The organism is Teredinibacter waterburyi (assembly GCF_001922985.1).
Taxonomy (GTDB): domain Bacteria; phylum Pseudomonadota; class Gammaproteobacteria; order Pseudomonadales; family Cellvibrionaceae; genus Teredinibacter; species Teredinibacter waterburyi.
On record NZ_MRUH01000007.1, the window covers coordinates 79,640 to 95,465 of the forward strand.

At 50.7% G+C, this 15,826-nt stretch carries 16 protein-coding genes; 7 read left to right on the forward strand and 9 right to left on the reverse strand.

Annotated features, from left to right (window positions below; translation table 11 throughout):
* The first annotated feature begins 91 nt into the window (after positions 1-91).
* The 4 genes from glnK (at position 92) to IDZ20_RS00370 (ending at position 3,037) form a co-directional block, all read left to right on the forward strand.
* A complete protein-coding gene (glnK, locus tag IDZ20_RS00355) occupies positions 92-430 on the forward strand; it encodes a P-II family nitrogen regulator (protein ID WP_121467126.1) in 339 nt (112 codons plus the stop codon).
* A gap of 37 nt (positions 431-467) precedes the next feature.
* A complete protein-coding gene (locus tag IDZ20_RS00360) occupies positions 468-1,703 on the forward strand; it encodes an ammonium transporter (RefSeq protein ID WP_188149437.1) in 1,236 nt (411 codons plus the stop codon).
* Positions 1,704-1,993: 290 nt separating this feature from the next.
* Positions 1,994-2,332 carry a P-II family nitrogen regulator gene (locus IDZ20_RS00365; protein WP_188149438.1) on the forward strand — a complete coding sequence of 113 codons (339 nt, stop codon included), beginning with the start codon at positions 1,994-1,996 and terminating at the stop codon, positions 2,330-2,332.
* A gap of 444 nt (positions 2,333-2,776) precedes the next feature.
* Entirely contained in the window at positions 2,777-3,037 is a 261-nt protein-coding gene (locus IDZ20_RS00370; protein WP_188149439.1) for a hypothetical protein, read from the forward strand.
* A gap of 96 nt (positions 3,038-3,133) precedes the next feature.
* On the opposite strand, the gene IDZ20_RS00375 is transcribed toward IDZ20_RS00370, so the two are convergent.
* The 7 genes from IDZ20_RS00375 to rsmD form a co-directional block, all read right to left on the reverse strand.
* Complete coding sequence (locus IDZ20_RS00375) at positions 3,134-3,829, reverse strand: DUF484 family protein (RefSeq protein ID WP_188149440.1); 696 nt, start codon at positions 3,827-3,829, stop codon at positions 3,134-3,136.
* Positions 3,826-4,656 (reverse strand): diaminopimelate epimerase, encoded by an 831-nt coding sequence (gene dapF / locus IDZ20_RS00380; protein WP_188149441.1) that lies wholly within the window; start codon positions 4,654-4,656, stop codon positions 3,826-3,828. The genes IDZ20_RS00375 and dapF overlap by 4 nt, the downstream gene beginning before the upstream one ends.
* Positions 4,656-5,915: a diaminopimelate decarboxylase gene (gene lysA / locus IDZ20_RS00385; protein WP_188149442.1), complete on the reverse strand. Its 1,260-nt coding sequence runs from the start codon at positions 5,913-5,915 to the stop codon at positions 4,656-4,658. Before lysA ends, dapF begins: the two co-directional genes overlap by 1 nt.
* Positions 5,916-6,054: 139 nt before the next feature.
* A complete protein-coding gene (gene lptM, locus IDZ20_RS00390) occupies positions 6,055-6,279 on the reverse strand; it encodes an LPS translocon maturation chaperone LptM (RefSeq protein ID WP_223144879.1) in 225 nt (74 codons plus the stop codon).
* A gap of 137 nt (positions 6,280-6,416) precedes the next feature.
* Entirely contained in the window at positions 6,417-9,308 is a 2,892-nt protein-coding gene (locus IDZ20_RS00395; RefSeq protein WP_188149443.1) for a class I adenylate cyclase, read from the reverse strand.
* Positions 9,309-9,557: 249 nt separating this feature from the next.
* Complete coding sequence (gene coaD / locus IDZ20_RS00400; protein ID WP_188149510.1) at positions 9,558-10,055, reverse strand: pantetheine-phosphate adenylyltransferase; 498 nt, start codon at positions 10,053-10,055, stop codon at positions 9,558-9,560.
* Positions 10,056-10,214: 159 nt separating this feature from the next.
* Positions 10,215-10,808: a 16S rRNA (guanine(966)-N(2))-methyltransferase RsmD gene (gene rsmD, locus IDZ20_RS00405; RefSeq protein ID WP_223144881.1), complete on the reverse strand. Its 594-nt coding sequence runs from the start codon at positions 10,806-10,808 to the stop codon at positions 10,215-10,217.
* Between the two features lie 57 nt (positions 10,809-10,865).
* Here rsmD and ftsY point away from each other — a divergent pair, with 57 nt between their 5' ends.
* The 3 genes from ftsY (at position 10,866) to ftsX (ending at position 13,751) form a co-directional block, all read left to right on the forward strand.
* Entirely contained in the window at positions 10,866-11,939 is a 1,074-nt protein-coding gene (ftsY, locus tag IDZ20_RS00410) for a signal recognition particle-docking protein FtsY (RefSeq protein WP_188149445.1), read from the forward strand.
* Between the two features lie 109 nt (positions 11,940-12,048).
* A complete protein-coding gene (ftsE, locus tag IDZ20_RS00415; protein ID WP_188149446.1) occupies positions 12,049-12,732 on the forward strand; it encodes a cell division ATP-binding protein FtsE in 684 nt (227 codons plus the stop codon).
* Entirely contained in the window at positions 12,732-13,751 is a 1,020-nt protein-coding gene (ftsX, locus tag IDZ20_RS00420) for a permease-like cell division protein FtsX (protein ID WP_188149447.1), read from the forward strand. The genes ftsE and ftsX overlap by 1 nt, the downstream gene beginning before the upstream one ends.
* 16 nt (positions 13,752-13,767) lie before the next feature.
* Here the strand turns inward: ftsX and IDZ20_RS00425 are convergent, their stop codons facing one another.
* Entirely contained in the window at positions 13,768-14,157 is a 390-nt protein-coding gene (locus tag IDZ20_RS00425; RefSeq protein ID WP_188149448.1) for a hypothetical protein, read from the reverse strand.
* A gap of 74 nt (positions 14,158-14,231) precedes the next feature.
* Entirely contained in the window at positions 14,232-15,650 is a 1,419-nt protein-coding gene (locus IDZ20_RS00430) for a sigma-54-dependent transcriptional regulator (protein WP_188149449.1), read from the reverse strand.
* Positions 15,651-15,826 lie beyond the last annotated feature (176 nt).

Consider the following 15,826-nt stretch of genomic DNA (forward strand, 5'->3'; position numbering starts at 1 on the left):
CGACCAAACAAAGGCGATTTTGTTAACACTTAATCGCCTTTGTTATTAATGCTTTAAGCAAAAACTGCAAATAATGTAAGGAGCAGTGCAAATGAAACTAATTACTGCCGTTATCAAGCCTTTTAAGCTGGATGCCGTGCGTGAAGCACTTTCGGAAATTGGTGTACAAGGTATTACCGTTACCGAAGTAAAAGGTTTTGGTCGCCAAAAAGGTCATACCGAACTTTATCGCGGCGCAGAATATGTTGTTGATTTTCTGCCGAAAACCAAACTCGAAGTTGCGGTTGCTGACGATCAGCTGGACTCCGTTGTAGAAGCCATTAGCAAAGCTGCTCACAGCGGAAAAATTGGTGATGGAAAAATCTTTGTTTCCTCACTTGAACAGGTTATTCGCATTCGCACCGGAGAGTCCGGCGAAGAAGCACTTTAACCTGACGTAAAAGAATTCTAAGTTCCGGAGAATCCTTATGGAAAACTCAATTTTTGAATTGCAATACGCATTAGATACCTTTTACTTCTTGGTATGCGGTGCACTTGTAATGTGGATGGCCGCTGGTTTCGCAATGCTCGAATCCGGCCTAGTTCGCGCTAAAAACACCACCGAAATCCTAACTAAAAACGTTGCGCTGTACGCAATTGCTTGCATTATGTATTTCGTATGCGGTTACGCCATTATGTATGGCGGTGACTACTTCTTAACAGGTATTGCTGCGGACGGTGTTGCCGGTGCAGACGAACCTGCGACCTACGCTCCGTCGGCCGACTTCTTCTTCCAAGTGGTATTCGTAGCAACCGCTATGTCTATCGTTTCGGGTGCAGTTGCTGAGCGCATGAAGTTGTGGGCATTCTTGGCTTTCGCTGTTGTAATGACTGGTTTTATCTACCCAATGGAAGGTAGCTGGACTTGGGGTGGCAACGCGGTATTTGGTATGTACACCTTGGGCGACCTTGGCTTCTCTGACTTTGCTGGTTCCGGTATCGTTCACATGGCGGGTGCTGGTGCTGCATTAGCGGGTGTATTGGTACTTGGTGCTCGTAAGGGCAAGTACGGTCCAAACGGTGAAGTGAACGCAATCCCAGGTTCAAACTTACCTTTGGCGACCCTTGGTGCCTTTATCCTTTGGATGGGTTGGTTCGGCTTTAACGGTGGTTCTGTATTGGCGACCGCTAGCGTTGAAAGTGCTAACTCAGTTGCTGTTGTGTTTATGAACACAAACGCTGCTGCTGCCGGTGGTCTGGTTGCTGCACTTATTGTTGCACGCATCTTATTCGGTAAAGCAGACTTAACCATGGCATTAAACGGTGCGCTAGCGGGTTTGGTTGCTATTACTGCCGAGCCGTCGACACCATCTGCTTTACAGGCAACTCTGTTTGGTGGTCTTGGCGGTGTGTTGGTTGTGTTCAGCATCCTCGCGCTAGATAAAGCAAAAATCGATGACCCTGTAGGCGCGATCTCTGTGCACGGTGTTGTTGGTCTGCTTGGTTTGTTATTGGTACCTGTAACCAATGATGGCTCTAGCTTCAGCGGCCAGTTGATCGGCGCAGCGACTATCTTCGTATGGGTATTTGTTGCTAGCTTGATTACTTGGGTTATTATCAAAGCCGTTATCGGTGTGCGTGTTAGCGAAGAAGAAGAATTCGACGGTGTCGATATCTCTGAATGCGGAATGGAAGCTTACCCTGAGTTTACTGGCGGTAAGTAGTCGCTTTGCTCGATGACCTTACTCAAGGTGGGTAAGGTCATCGATGAAGTAGCAAAAAGCTAACAAAGAGAGAAATAGTAAAAAAGCGGCGCTCAAAGGGGGGAACCCACAAGAGCGCCGCTTTTTTTTGCGCCCTTTTTACCCTTCCCCCCAACCTAGCTATCGTGTAAATTGGGCTTGCTATGGGCGCTGGTTAGCCCGCTGTAAGCTATGCAAGGGTTGCAAGGTCCCGTTCAGCACAGCTTATCTATAACGATAATGACAACATTTGGTGCACTAAGGATAATTCTATGAAACTAATCACTGCTGTAATCAAGCCGTTTAAACTTGATGACGTTCGCAACGCCTTGTCCGAGATCGGTGTTCAAGGGATGACTGTTACCGAGGTAAAAGGTTTTGGTCGTCAGAAGGGCCATACCGAGCTCTATCGTGGTGCAGAGTATGTGATCGATTTTCTACCCAAGGTTAAGCTGGAATTAGTTTTGGGTGATGATTTGGTCGATCAGGCGGTCGAGGTAATTACCAAGTCGGCGCAAACCGGTAAAATTGGCGATGGTAAAATATTTATTACTCCATGCGAAGATGTGATTCGTATTCGCACTGGCGAGACTGGCCCAGACGCGGTTTAAACGCTCTTATTAATTGTCGGCGCTGTCATTGAAGGCAGCGCTAGCCCTCTTCGCATGTTCCGCCCCCCTATATTTACTCCCTCTCCCCGTTCTCTGTTTTGGCCAACCTATATAAACACTTAACCTGCTAAGTGAATGATTTTACAGTGGTTTGTTCTGCGTTACCTCTGGAAATAACCAAAATTTAATTTACGGGGAAATTACTAGAACAAAAAAAACTAAAAAAAATCATTTTCAGATCATGACTTATACACGGCTTTAGACTATAAATTACGTTCAATTACAGTGTGTTGGTCGAGGTGTTTTAGCGCTCGACGCAAGCACTGATATTTTCCGGTGCGCGCCGAGTTAACAGCGGGGCGTAGATGACAAGCTAGGAGATTACTCCTGTTGTCGAACCACGGTTATGTAACTACTGAGAAAATTGTAGTGAGGGCTTAAAGCGTGAAACATACTGATACAGATGATACAGATTTACTCGATGACGATAGCGATTCGAGTGATAGTGATGACGGCGTTCAAGCGTCGAGTAAAGAGGAGGTAATTCCAGATTCTGTAACGGCTAAAGATGCCGAGCGTCGAAGATTGCAAGCGGAAGTGGATGCGTTTTTAGCGCGGGGTGGCAAGATTAACCACATTGCTGCAAATGTTGTGGCAGACCCCCCGAAAAAACCGGAATCTAATTACGGTGGCCAGCCGATTTAAACAGTGTTTGCTGACGTTAACGCGATACAAAAAAGCCGAGGTTTTATACCTCGGCTTTTTTGTATGATTGTTCTGGTTCTAGCGACTAGCGAAATGTTAACGATCGTTTAGGTGGCGAGGTAACAAGCGGTTAAGCACCTCAGCAATATAACCTAAAAAGAGTGTGCCCATACTCGAGCGGTAGTAGGCTGGGTCTTGATTGCCGATTACTAATACACCTAAAGGGCTACCGTACTGCAATACCGCTAAAGCCGCGCTGCCAATGTTGTGTGAGTCGTCGTCGAATAAATATTCGCACTCTTTTATGTCGATGCCGCCACTCACGCTTTTGGTCGACTTAAGGCGTTTGCCAATATGATCTCGAGCATCGTTAATCGATACAACGCGCGCGGCGCTGCTAGGGGTGGCATTATTGCCGAACAAAATTAAACGTGTGTAATGAATATTAAATTCTTTGTCGAAGCTGTAATAAAGCGCGTCGACTAGGTCACCAAGGTCGTTACACTCAAGTAGAGAGAGCACCAAGCGTTTAGTTTTGTCGAACAGGCGGTCGTTATCGCGGGCGTTGTCTAGCAAGCTACTGAGACGGTGACGCATATCCATATTGCGCTCGCGCAGTACCGCAACCTGCCGCTCTACCAAGGAAATCGCCGAGCCGCTTTGATGGGGCAGGTCCATTTCCGTAAGCAGTTCTAGGTGTTGCTCAAAAAAGGCCGGGTGCTTTTTTAAATACTCGGTTACCTGCTGCTCGTTCAACTTATCTTTATTTTGGTGGATCGACGATTCACTCATATTTTTATCTGTCCGTGGAACACAGTGGTGGCGGGCCCAGTCATCTTAACAGGCTTTCCGGGGCCGTCCCATTCGATCTGCAACTGCCCGCCTGGCAGGTTTACACTGACTTGGTTATCGAGCAAACCGCGCTGAACGCCGGACACCATGGCTGCGCAAGCACCGGTGCCACAGGCGATTGTCTCGCCGACACCGCGCTCGAACACCCTTAGGTGTATTTGGTTGCGGTTTATAATTTGCATAAAGCCTGCGTTGACGCGATTCGGGAAACGGCTGTGGCATTCGACTTCCGCGCCTACCTCTGCAACGGGGTAGGCGTCGAGATTATCGACGAGGGTGACCGCATGAGGGTTGCCCATGGAAACCGCGCCGATCTCGAGTTCTTGCTGATTAAGCTGTAAGCGATAGCTAGGGGCTTCAGACGGCGCGACAAAAGGGATTTCAGCAGGAGTGAGCCGTGGAGCACCCATGTCGACGGTAACGGAATCGTCGGGATGCACGTGAAGTTGCAGCATGCCGCCGCGAGTTTCCGCATTGATAATTGTCTTGGTGGTGAGATGACGCTGGCGTACAAAGATGGCGAAACAGCGAGCGCCGTTGCCACAGTTTTCGACTTCGCTACCATCGTGATTAAAAATCCGATAACTAAAATCGGCGTCTGGGTTTTGCGGCGCTTCAACGACTAGCACTTGATCGCAGCCAACGCCGAAATGACGGTCGGCGAGTTGCCGAGCGCGTTCGGGGGTGATGGCCACGCGCTGGCTGATGGCGTCGACCATAACAAAGTCGTTGCCCAGCCCGTGCATTTTGGTAAATCGCAATCGCATTAGCGAGTCCCCTGGGGTAGCAGTTGTTCCCCCTGGATGATATCTGCAAAGGTTTCCCGAGCGCGCACCAGAAAATGCTGCTGGGAGTCGACCATAACTTCGGCCGCACGGCCGCGGGTGTTGTAATTAGAGCTCATCACAAAGCCGTAAGCACCGCTAGACAGCATGGCGAGGCGATCGCCAGCTGACAAGCTCAAGTGGCGATCTTTCGCAAGAAAATCGCCGGTTTCACAAATCGGACCAACCAGGTCCCAGTCCATGGTAGGTGCGCTTTGGTCGGATTTGAGGGGCACTACTTTTTGCCAAGCCTGATACAGAGATGGACGAATATTATCGTTCATAGCGGCATCGACCACGGCAAAATTCTTGTGCTCGGTAGGCTTCAAATAGAGTACTTCGGTAAGCAATACGCCAGCGTTCGCTGCGATCGAGCGACCGGGCTCGAGCACTAGCTCGAGAGCGCGTGTGCCCAGCTTGGCTTTCACCGCGCTTAGGTATTCACTTGGCGACGGGGGTGTTTCTTCGTTATAGGTTACGCCCAAGCCACCGCCGAGATCGAGGTGACGTATCTCAATGCCGCTTTTTGCCAGCTCGTCTATTAAACCCAAAATACGATCGAGCGCGTCGATAAAAGGCGTCAGCGTAGTGAGCTGTGAGCCGATATGGCAGTCGACCCCAATTGGATTGACGCTGGCAAGCGCCGCTGCACGACGGTAGACGTCCGGAGCCTGCTTGATATCTATGCCGAACTTGTTCTCTTTTAGACCGGTAGAAATATAAGGATGTGTTTTGGCGTCAACGTCTGGGTTTACCCGCAGCGAGACTGGCGCGACCAGCCCCATATCGGCCGCCACTTCTGCCAAAGCTTCTAGCTCTGCGGCAGACTCGACATTAAAGCAGGCGATACCGGTGTTGAGCGCAAAACGCATTTCATCCCGAGTTTTGCCGACACCCGAAAAAATAATCCGCTCGGGTTTGCCGCCGGCGGTGAGCACACGTTGTAATTCTCCTTGGGAGACAATATCAAAGCCTGCGCCCAGTTCGGCTAATACCTGTAAGACTGCAATATTGGAATTCGCTTTTACCGCGTAGCAGATCTTGCCGGGATGATCGCCCAGCGCCTCGGCATAGGCGCGGTAATGCTCGCTTAGCGCTGCGCGGCTATAGACATAGCAGGGGGTGCCGTAGTGATCGGCGATAGTCGTTAAAGCGCAACCTTCCGCATAGAGGCTGCCGTTGTGGTAACTAAAGTGCGACATAACAATTCCAAAAAAGAGTGGCCCTCGCGTTTCGCAGAGGCTGAAATCTAGGGTTTAGCTATTCATTATCGGGTTAGCTAGTGCTGTTGAGGTGCCTGCACAATACTGCCAAAGCACCGCAAGACGACCTACCCGTGGCCTAAGGGGCGGCGGTAGCGTCGTTGCTTGAGGTGGCGTCGGTAGTGGTGCCGTCCTCCACAGATACTTCGGAGTTTGGTGCCGGCAGCTTTAACGGGCCTTTCTGCCCGCAGCCGGTAAGACAAACTATGACCAGACTTAATGCGACCAACAGCGGCGCGCCGAAGCGGTAAGTTTTACTCACTTGAACATGAAGTGAGAGCGGGGTTTGTTTTCTACTGCCCATGAAGTTCCCCAGCGGCAAGCCCGATGTAATTTAAACCATATAAAAGAAAGCGAGTATAGCGGGAAGCGCGGGGCAGGATAACCCTGTAACTGAAAAATCAGCGGTGTCGAAACTTGTTGTGAGCCTTACCGGCGCGGCTATTTGGCCAATAGTATCCCGATTGCCTGATTCAGTTTAAATTCCAAGCGGCGCTTAAGCTTTAGGTAGTGGCTTATTTGTAAGCTGCGGGATTCGGAGAGCTGATTAATACATAAGCTAAGGTCTAGGTCGGTAATGTAGACCGGGTAGTTCTCATTCGACTGACGTTGCGCGATGATAAATTGACCGACCACTAAAAATAGTTGTTCGCCAAAGGATACCGATGAAAACTCTTGCTCATCGCAGTAAAAGTCGAAGCTAACCTCGTTATTTGCATCGGGCAGGGCCACCGCTTTTACCTCAAACCCTGAGTCCGACTGCAGTTCACTCGCTATACGTCTTTGTTGGCAACTAAAGCCTTTGCGGGGTTCGTGTTTTAATTCGTAGAAATGAATAGGAAAAACACCGAAGTCCTGCAACAACTCTTGGTTCATGCGCGAGTGACGATTGATCACCGAGCGCAAAAAATAATGCAGTGGTTTGAGCGGTGAAAAGCGGTTGCTGCCGAGATGCTGGGTGTGAATTAACGAACCGAATTCATCGAGTACGTAAAGCTCCATGCCGATGTCGAAACGGCGATAAAACACGTCGATTGCGCCCGACCAAGCGCGACCGCCAACACTCCCAGAAATCGCTGCGGTGATGGCTGGGAGCGCGTTATCTTTAAGGGCGCGGCTATCAATTTTAATTGGACTTACCGTTTGCTGTTCTTCACCGAGATAGCCGATGAGTGTGTCGATATTGCGATGTTCCCGCACTAGCATTCTTGGCCCGCGAAATTGCAGGCTATAGTATTTGCCGCCCATCTCGAAGAGGTAGCGGGTAGTGGCCGGGTAGCGACCGTCATAGAAACAGCTACAGATTTCTGCGAACCAGCTTTCAACTCGCGTGGCAATTATGGATGCGTGAGTGGCACCGACGCAGGCGACTTCGAGCTTGGGGGGCTGTTGGTGAGTGCCGGGTAAGGATAACTGTAAAAACTCCTGTAGTGCATCTAACAGCGCAGTTTCGCGGTCGAAGCGACGGGTGTTAATCTCGTTCCAGCTGTTACGGGTGACTAAGTCGACCGAAGCGACTAGATTTTCTTCAAATCCAGAATAGCGCAGCGCATCGACATTGCTGCTAAGGCGCTGCATCCCCTGCTGGTCTAATTGGGGGGTTGGCGACTTGCCTGCATTAATTAAAATCAAAGCGCTCACCGGACGAGCGGAGTGTTTAAACGCATCGTGATCTAGAGTCGGTAACGGTAGTGGCAGCCAATGCTGCAGCGCTTGCAGTAGACGGTTTAATTCTACGGGGTTAATCGACGGTGATTGTTGTAAATCAAACCGAGTACTGAGCTGAATAACCTGATTGAAATAGCTCCACAACACCAGCTCGACTAAGTTTGCGGAAGATTTTATAGCGATTCCCGTGTTGCCATTAGGGTCGTTAAGAGTATGTGCAAACGAGGTCCACACAAGGGTATTAGAGCTTTCATCGTAGACTTCAGAAAGTGAAACAATGGGTTCACCGATATCGTCGGAAATGCCAGGGTTTATCCACTCAAGCTTGCCCGGCCGGCGCTCGAATGCCGCCTGTAGCTTGCGCCCTAAAATCGTAATCTCTTCATTGGAAATCGCGCGCACAGCGCCGGTTTCCGTCGCGAAGCGCTGTAAAAAGTGATAACTATTGTTTAGCTCTGCGACCAAAAGTCCGCGCTCTTCCGCCACCCTTGGCGCCTTCCACTGAGCGCGCTTATCGAGGCTGGCCAGATATTGGTCAGACCAGCCCCAAGCAGCGGTTAGGTCTTCTAACAGTTCGCGCTGCCAAGACTTTTGTCGCCCTTTGGGTGGTAGTGAGAGGGGCTTGTTTACTTTGAAATAAAAACAGCGGCGTGCAAGCTCGAGACGTTTGTGTTGTTGTTTTTCGATAAGGTACTGTTCGATGTGTCGGTACACCATCAGGTAGCTGTCGAGTTCATTGATGTCGACGCGGCCCTTGTAGACCAATTTTTTATAGCTCAGCGATAGCGGTCGGATTTTCGGATGTTGATGTGCGTAGGCTTCTAGCAAGAGCAATTTCAACACCGACTTATAGGGCGACTCGATAGCTTTATACAGTTGCCAAATAGCGGCACCGACAAACTCGCCGTCGGGCAGGGTGGCGATGCCGCCAAAATCCAGAACGCTGTCATCGCGGATAAAACGTTTGTGTAGCAACACCTCGGCATAGCGTTTGTAATTGTCTTCCGATGCCTTTGGAATAAACCACCAGAGCGGCATACGACCGCCCATATAGATTGCGGTACGGTAAAACTCGTCAAGCAACAGAAGGCGTTGGGCACTGCCGCTAGACTCCTCGTTTAGCGCATCCAGCTTACCGTGCTTAAAAGCCTCGGAATCCATGAGGAAAAAATGTACTTCCAAACGGATTTCCATCGCCCACGCGGAAATTAATGTGCATTTTTTGTTTAAGTTGATCAGCTGGGTCGGCGTTAGGCCGGGGCGATGGCAAAGCCAAATATCTAAATCACTACTTTCACTCTGGGCGATAGTGCCGACACTGCCCATAACATAAATGCCATAAATATCGCAGTCACCGCCGCTTTCATGTGGCAGAGTAAAGCTGCGAGCGATCATCCGGCCGAGCTGTATGTCGGCTTTTTCTGGCTTGTAATTAGCTAGGCGGCAGGGCGTAACGCGAGAACAAAATCCCGGCATCATCGGGTGGTTGGTATGAAATAGCAGTGCTAGCGTATCCAAGAACAACTTCTGGCGGTCACTTAGCGCATCGCGCATCCTGGTGAGTCGCTGTTGGTTAATACTTAAAAATCGCTTGCGCAAAATCGTCAGGTTGCGGCGGTCCAACCCCTGTTCGATTTCTCCATTTTCTATAGCGAGTAGATTCACGCGGCGTCACATCAGTTGATTTGGCTAGAGCCTTAAATTCCTTTACAGCGTCTTCCGGCGCAATGTTGAGCGCGAGAGTAGCCATGATTAAGTCTAGTTGTTAGAACTGATGAGGGGGCGGGGTTTTTATGCGATTTGGTTTTACGAGGAGGAGAATTCAATCGTTGGAACTATAAGCGTTGCGATTGACTTTGTAGCAATTGGGCGCGGCACAGTCTAGCTCACTGAGCCGCGCGTAAATCCATAAGCCTAGAGCTGGGTAGTCCCGAGGGAACGATATTTTTCGCTCAAGGCATCGCGAACTAAGGTGGGAACAAATTTGCTTACATCGCCGCCGAGTGATGCAATTTCTTTAACGAGTGACGACGAAATATAGGAGAGGTGTTCGGCCGGCGTCAAAAACAGGCTTTCCATCGAGGGGGCGAGCGCGCGGTTCATGTTGGCGAGCTGAAATTCGTACTCAAAGTCCGATACGGCGCGCAAACCACGCACTACGCCATAGGCTTCTTTTTCTTCAACTAAGTCTTTCAGCAGGCAATTGAAACCGCAGACTTCAATATTCTTAATGTCTTTCAAGCAGACTTTAGCCAGCTCTACGCGTTCCTCAATCGAAAACAGCGGGTTTTTACGATTACTGGAGGCGACCGCGATAATGACGGTATCGAATAGCTTAGATGCCCGTTGTACCAAATCGATGTGGCCATTGGTAATCGGGTCGAAAGTGCCAGGGTAAACAACACGCTTCATCTTCATGTATGGGCTATCCGTGATTGGGAGGAGAAAGAGAGAAATAACAGGAGGGTTCGCTCCCAAGTGCGCGCATTTTAACGGAATAATCCAGCAACACCAAAAAAGTCTCGTTTGCCTAAGCCGGTGGGTGTGTGCTGACGGGCAATGCAGGACTTGTTAAGGCTGTTCGGCGGTTATCTGGAAGAGCCCGTAGCGCACGGCACCAGCGGTTTTTTCCTTGTGTTGCTGCCAATTGAGAGGCAACTGAAGTTGCTGGTTTTTGGGGCACTCTATGTAGACGAGTGCATCGGTTTGCAGCCAACCTTGGCTCAGTGCTATAGAGGCTGGGTGCCACAAATTCTCGGCAAAGGGCGGGTCGAGAAAGATAATATCGAATGGCTCTGGGGGCTTGGTTCGCAACCACTCGACGCCGTCTCCAGCGTATACCTGCGCATTATCGCAGTTTAGGCTGGACAGGTTGTGCCGCAATTGCTGTACCGCGCGGGTATTGTACTCGGCAAATTGAACTTCCGCGGCACCGCGCGAAGCCGCTTCTAAACCCAGCGCACCGGTGCCGGCGAACAGGTCTAAGCAGCGCGCGCCAGCGGTATATGGGGCGAGCCAGTTGAACAGGGTTTCGCGGATGCGGTCGCCAGTCGGGCGCAGGCCGTCAGCGTCGATCACTGGCAATTTGCGGCCACGCCATTGACCGCCGATGATTCGAATGGTCGAAGCGACGGATTTTTGTGTGTTTTTCTTCGGGCGAGGCAAAAGATTCCACTCCAGAAATGGTAGGATACGCGGCATTAGCGTTAATGGTGGAGCATCATGTTTTTTAAGCGCAAAAAAAGCAACCCAGAAGTCGCGGATCAAACTCCGGTAGACACAAATTCAACGACCATCGATGTGGCTGTCGACCCTCAGGGGGACGGCGCTAACACCGAGGTGGATACCTTTACCCAAGAAAAACAGAGCATGAGCCTGTTCGCGCGGATGAAGCGTGGTTTGGCTCGTACCAGCAGCCAGTTTTCGCAGGGGCTTGCCGATCTGTTGCTCGGCAAAAAAACAATCGATGACGAGCTGTTAGAAGATATCGAAACGCTTTTGCTCACCGCTGATGTGGGTGTTGATGCAACTACCGATATTATCGACGACCTCACCGCACGCGTGGCGCGCAAGCAGCTGGCCGATTCCGACGCGCTATATGCGGCACTTAAAGTTTCATTGAAAACGCTAGTGCAAGAAGTCGAGGCGCCACTCAATATTGAAACCGGTGCGGCGCCTTTCGTCATTTTGGTTGTTGGTGTCAACGGCGTTGGTAAAACCACCACCATAGGTAAGCTGGCCAAGCGTTTTCAGCAGCAGGGCAAGAGCGTTATGCTGGCGGCCGGCGATACTTTTCGCGCTGCGGCGGTTGAGCAATTACAGGTTTGGGGCGAACGCAATAAGGTCGCCGTGGTAGCGCAGCATACCGGTGCGGATAGTGCTTCGGTAATTTTTGATGCGGTGCAGTCGGCGCAGTCGCGCGGTATCGATGTGGTTATTGCCGATACCGCAGGTCGTTTGCACAATAAGAGCAACCTGATGGAGGAGCTGTCCAAGGTTAAGCGGGTTATGGGCAAACTCGATGCGACTGCGCCACACGAAGTGTTGTTGGTGTTAGATGCTGGTACTGGGCAAAACGCCGTTAGCCAAGCCGACCACTTTTTGAAAGCGGCGGGGGTTACGGGTATAGCGCTGACTAAGCTCGACGGCACTGCGAAAGGCGGAATTATTTTTGCCTTGAGTAAAAAACATAAAATCCCGGTGCGCTTTATCGGTGTGGGCGAGGGGATTGACGATTTACAGACGTTTGATGCCGATAACTTTATCGACGCCTTGTTCGGTAGCGTTAGCGAATAGCGATTTACCGCGGGTGCTCAACCCATAATAAAAACGGCGTTTTGTCGAAGTGAAACTGGCCTTGCGTGGCCGCCATTTAAACCCATCTGCTAAGCCGTGAATTGAAACTGTGATTAACTTCAGCAATGTCTGTAAGCGTTACGAAAGTGGTCAGCAAGCGCTGCTCGATCTTTCGTTTGATATTGAACAGGGAGAAATTGTTTTTCTCACTGGGCATTCGGGCGCAGGTAAAAGTACCTTGATGAAACTGATTATGTTGATGGAGCGAGCGACTACCGGCCAAGTGGTGATCGCTGGGCGCAATGTAAATCGTCTTCGCTCAGGTCAAGTTCCTTTCCATCGTCGCCAGATTGGAGTGGTGTTTCAGAATCACCAACTGCTGTTCGATCGCAGTGTGTTCGAAAACATCGCCCTGCCACTTCAAATTGCGGGCTTTCAACATCGCGAAGTTGGGCGTCGGGTTCGCGCCGCCCTTGATAAGGTCGGTTTGCTTGATAAAGAAAAGGCCAACCCCATTACCCTTTCTGGCGGAGAGCAGCAGCGTGTCGGTATTGCACGGGCCGTTGTCAACAAGCCGCCGGTGCTTCTGGCCGATGAGCCCACCGGTAACCTCGATCCAAAACTCTCCGCTGAAATTATGAATTTGTTTCGCCAGTTTAATGATGTGGGGGTGACCATTATGATCGCCAGTCACGATTTAAATTTAATTCAGCGGCTCGGTCGTCGCGTATTAACGCTCGCCAATGGTCAGTTGATTCACGATGGCGTCCTGCAAAGCGCGGAGATGCCCTAATGGCCCGCGGCGATAACAGCGCTAAACACAACTCAAATAAGGCCCAGACGACTAAAGTTCAGCCGAGCAAGGGTGCTGTGCAAACTAAGACGAGTCTCCGCGACCGTTTTCGCGCCTATCGCGGTCATCACCGCGCCTCGTTTAGTGACAGCTTGAGCCGCTTGCTACGCACTCCGATGCAAACCCTAATGACCGCTTTAGTGGTTGCCATCGCATTAGCCTTGCCGGCAACATTATTGGTTGCTCTAGGGAATATCCAACAGCTGGGTGAAAGTTGGGATGCGAGCCCGAAAATATCGGTATACCTTCACCTGCGCGCTAGCGACGAAGCGATTAGCCAATTAGTACAACGCTTGGAGCGTTTACCCGAGGTGCGCACTATCGAATACCTCTCGGCCGACAAAGCATTGCAACAATTCCAACAAATGTCGGGGTTTGGCGATGTCATCGCCTCTCTCGATAGCAACCCCTTGCCCGCCACACTAATTGTTACGCCGAGCGCCACGGCGATTGAGCCGGAGGCGTTAAAGCTGTTGGGGCAAAAATTAGCGGAAGAGGCTATTGTCGATGAGGTGTCGCTGGATATGGACTGGGTGCGACGCCTGCGCGAACTTATGGTACTGGGGAAAAAAATCGTTGCGGCACTTGCTGGTTTGCTCGGCTTGGGGGTGTTGTTAGTGATTGGCAATACCGTACGTTTGGCGATCGAAAATCGCCGCGATGAAATCGTGGTGGTGAAGCTTGTTGGTGGTACCGACGGTTATGTACGCCGCCCATTTTTGTACACCGGAGCTTGGTACGGTTTTATGGGGGGGGTGCTGGCTTGCATAATTGTCGCTGCCGGATACCTTTCGTTGCACTCGACTGTGAGTAATCTCGCCATGCTTTATCAGAGTGATTTCAGTTTGCAGGGCTTGGGTTTGGTGAAGGGGTCGCTGTTACTTGGCGCAAGTACGTTGATCGGTTTGCTTGGTGCATGGCTAGCGGTTGGTCGTCACTTGGCTCAAATAGAGCCCTGATCAACAGCACGTATAATTACAGTCGTAAATTAAACTCGTTAGACTCGCCCAACACCTGCAAAATATTGTTTAGGGTGTGCTGATCTGCACGGCTTATTTTGGTCGTTGAAATATCAATTTCTACTTCGTTGCTATTCGACTTAATCAAACAGTAGTCAACCTTTGCCTTGATGCGAATCTTAACGGCTTGATCAATAAACTTTAGTGCGAACTCTAGATTCATTTCTGTACCTAGGGGCACGGCTTCGTTAAATCGAATGGTAAGGCCGTTGGCGTGAGCCGACGTAACGATGGCGGGACGAATAATTTTATCGGCCATAAATAATCGAGCGCGCCAATTAACCAGAAAACGGTGCTTCCCTTTGCGCTCGATAGACTTACCTGTGATCCCTGAAAAACCCGCCATACTCACCTGCCCAGTGCTGCCCTAAACTCACCTGCCTTTTAGTTTAGACCAGACCGCCGCAAGGGTAGGCAGGATTAGGATTCAGTCGCCGATTGTGTTGGTTTTTTGCGAGGAATACCCAAACGCTGACGCCGCTCCCACAAACATTTGCGGCTTACCCCTAGTTTCCGGGCCAGTTCCGTTTCGCTCATGGTTTCTTGATGTTCCAGGACAAAGCGTTGGAAGTAGTCTTCTAGCGACAGGTCTTCGTTGGGGTCGGCTTTAGAGGAGTCGTTAGGGTGTTTTTGCCGGTTATTTCCCGGCGCCAGAGGGCTGTCGTCGTTGTCAATTCTAACTAGGTCTAGATCGATCGCCAGCTGGTTGTGATCAATTTCGGTCTCGTTATCGCAAAGAATTACGGCGCGTTGAATGGCGTTCTCCAGTTCGCGAATATTGCCAGGCCAGGTGTAAGTCGTAATAGCTTGGATCGCTTCTGGGGTTAGGTTTAGTGGCGGTTTTAGCATCTCTGCGCAGAAGCGTTTCACGAATGTTTCGGCGAGCGCCAAGATGTCTTTGCCGCGATCGCGCAATGGCGGTAGCTTCAGTTGGACAACGTTAATACGGAAGTATAAATCCTCGCGGAATTTACCCTCGCGCGACAGGCGGCCAAGGTCGCGGTGGGTCGCAGCAACAAGTCGAACGTCGACTTTACGCGATTCCACGGAGCCAATCGGTCTAACTTCGCCTTCCTGTAGTACGCGCAGTAAACGCGCCTGTGCTTCTAGTGGCAGCTCGCCAATCTCATCTAAAAATAAGGTGCCACCATCGGCAGCAGAAACTAAACCTTCACGCGTCGAGGCGGCGCCGGTAAAGGCGCCCTTTTCGTGGCCAAATAGTTCGGCTTCAATGAGTGTTTCGGGAATGGCCGCGCAGTTTACCGAGATCAGTGCCTTGTTGCGACGAGGGCTTTCACGGTGAATGGCATTGGCGACCAACTCTTTGCCGGTTCCCGTCTCGCCCTGTACCAGCACTGTGGCGTTGGTGGGGGCGACCTTGTGGATTTTGGCGTAGAGTTCTTTCATCACGTCGCTGGAGCCGATCATGCCGTCCACAGCTGTGTGATTGTCTGCAATTTTGGTCTTAGCGCTAGTGGCTTTGCGGGTATTCGCTTTGCCGATGACGCGCTTGATCGCGGCGAGCATTTCATCGTGATCGAAGGGCTTGGCAATATAGTCGACGGCACCCATGCGCATGGAATCTACCGCTGAGCGCAAACTCGCGTAGCTGGTCATTATTAATACCGGTACGTCACCAGCTAGCTGGATCAGGTCCGTGCCCGGCGCGCCTGGCAAGCGCAGGTCACTGATAATGAGTTCGAAAGTATCTAGTTTGTGTTTGCTGGTGGCCTCGCTAACGGAGCCCGCTTCTTTAACATCGAATTTGTTGCGTGTTAACAGCTTGCGTAGTGCGGTACGAATGATGTCTTCGTCTTCGACGATGAGAACTTTGCTCATATTAACCATCTTTGCATAGGAGAGTGGGTAGCCCCAAGCTGGCGCTATAATCACTCGGGCGAAACGCCTCAACCTGTTTGATGTAGATGCGTAATCTACTTACTTAAAGTACCAATTACTTAAAGTACCTATTACTCAAAGTACCTACGCAACGCACATTGTGTATGGGTTAATCC

Excerpts from the sequence above, each read along its gene's own strand:
- IDZ20_RS00375 (WP_188149440.1), bottom strand. The coding sequence starts at position 3,829 with ATGAGTGAATCGTCGATCCACCAAAATAAAGATAAGTTGAACGAGCAG.
- dapF (WP_188149441.1), bottom strand. The coding sequence starts at position 4,656 with ATGCGATTGCGATTTACCAAAATGCACGGGCTGGGCAACGACTTTGTT.
- lysA (WP_188149442.1), bottom strand. The coding sequence starts at position 5,915 with ATGTCGCACTTTAGTTACCACAACGGCAGCCTCTATGCGGAAGGTTGC.
- ftsY (WP_188149445.1), top strand. The coding sequence starts at position 10,866 with ATGTTTTTTAAGCGCAAAAAAAGCAACCCAGAAGTCGCGGATCAAACT.
- glnK (WP_121467126.1), top strand. The coding sequence starts at position 92 with ATGAAACTAATTACTGCCGTTATCAAGCCTTTTAAGCTGGATGCCGTG.
- coaD (WP_188149510.1), bottom strand. The coding sequence starts at position 10,055 with ATGAAGCGTGTTGTTTACCCTGGCACTTTCGACCCGATTACCAATGGC.
- ftsX (WP_188149447.1), top strand. The coding sequence starts at position 12,732 with ATGGCCCGCGGCGATAACAGCGCTAAACACAACTCAAATAAGGCCCAG.
- IDZ20_RS00430 (WP_188149449.1), bottom strand. The coding sequence starts at position 15,650 with ATGAGCAAAGTTCTCATCGTCGAAGACGAAGACATCATTCGTACCGCA.
- IDZ20_RS00365 (WP_188149438.1), top strand. The coding sequence starts at position 1,994 with ATGAAACTAATCACTGCTGTAATCAAGCCGTTTAAACTTGATGACGTT.
- IDZ20_RS00425 (WP_188149448.1), bottom strand. The coding sequence starts at position 14,157 with ATGGCGGGTTTTTCAGGGATCACAGGTAAGTCTATCGAGCGCAAAGGG.
- IDZ20_RS00360 (WP_188149437.1), top strand. The coding sequence starts at position 468 with ATGGAAAACTCAATTTTTGAATTGCAATACGCATTAGATACCTTTTAC.
- lptM (WP_223144879.1), bottom strand. The coding sequence starts at position 6,279 with ATGGGCAGTAGAAAACAAACCCCGCTCTCACTTCATGTTCAAGTGAGT.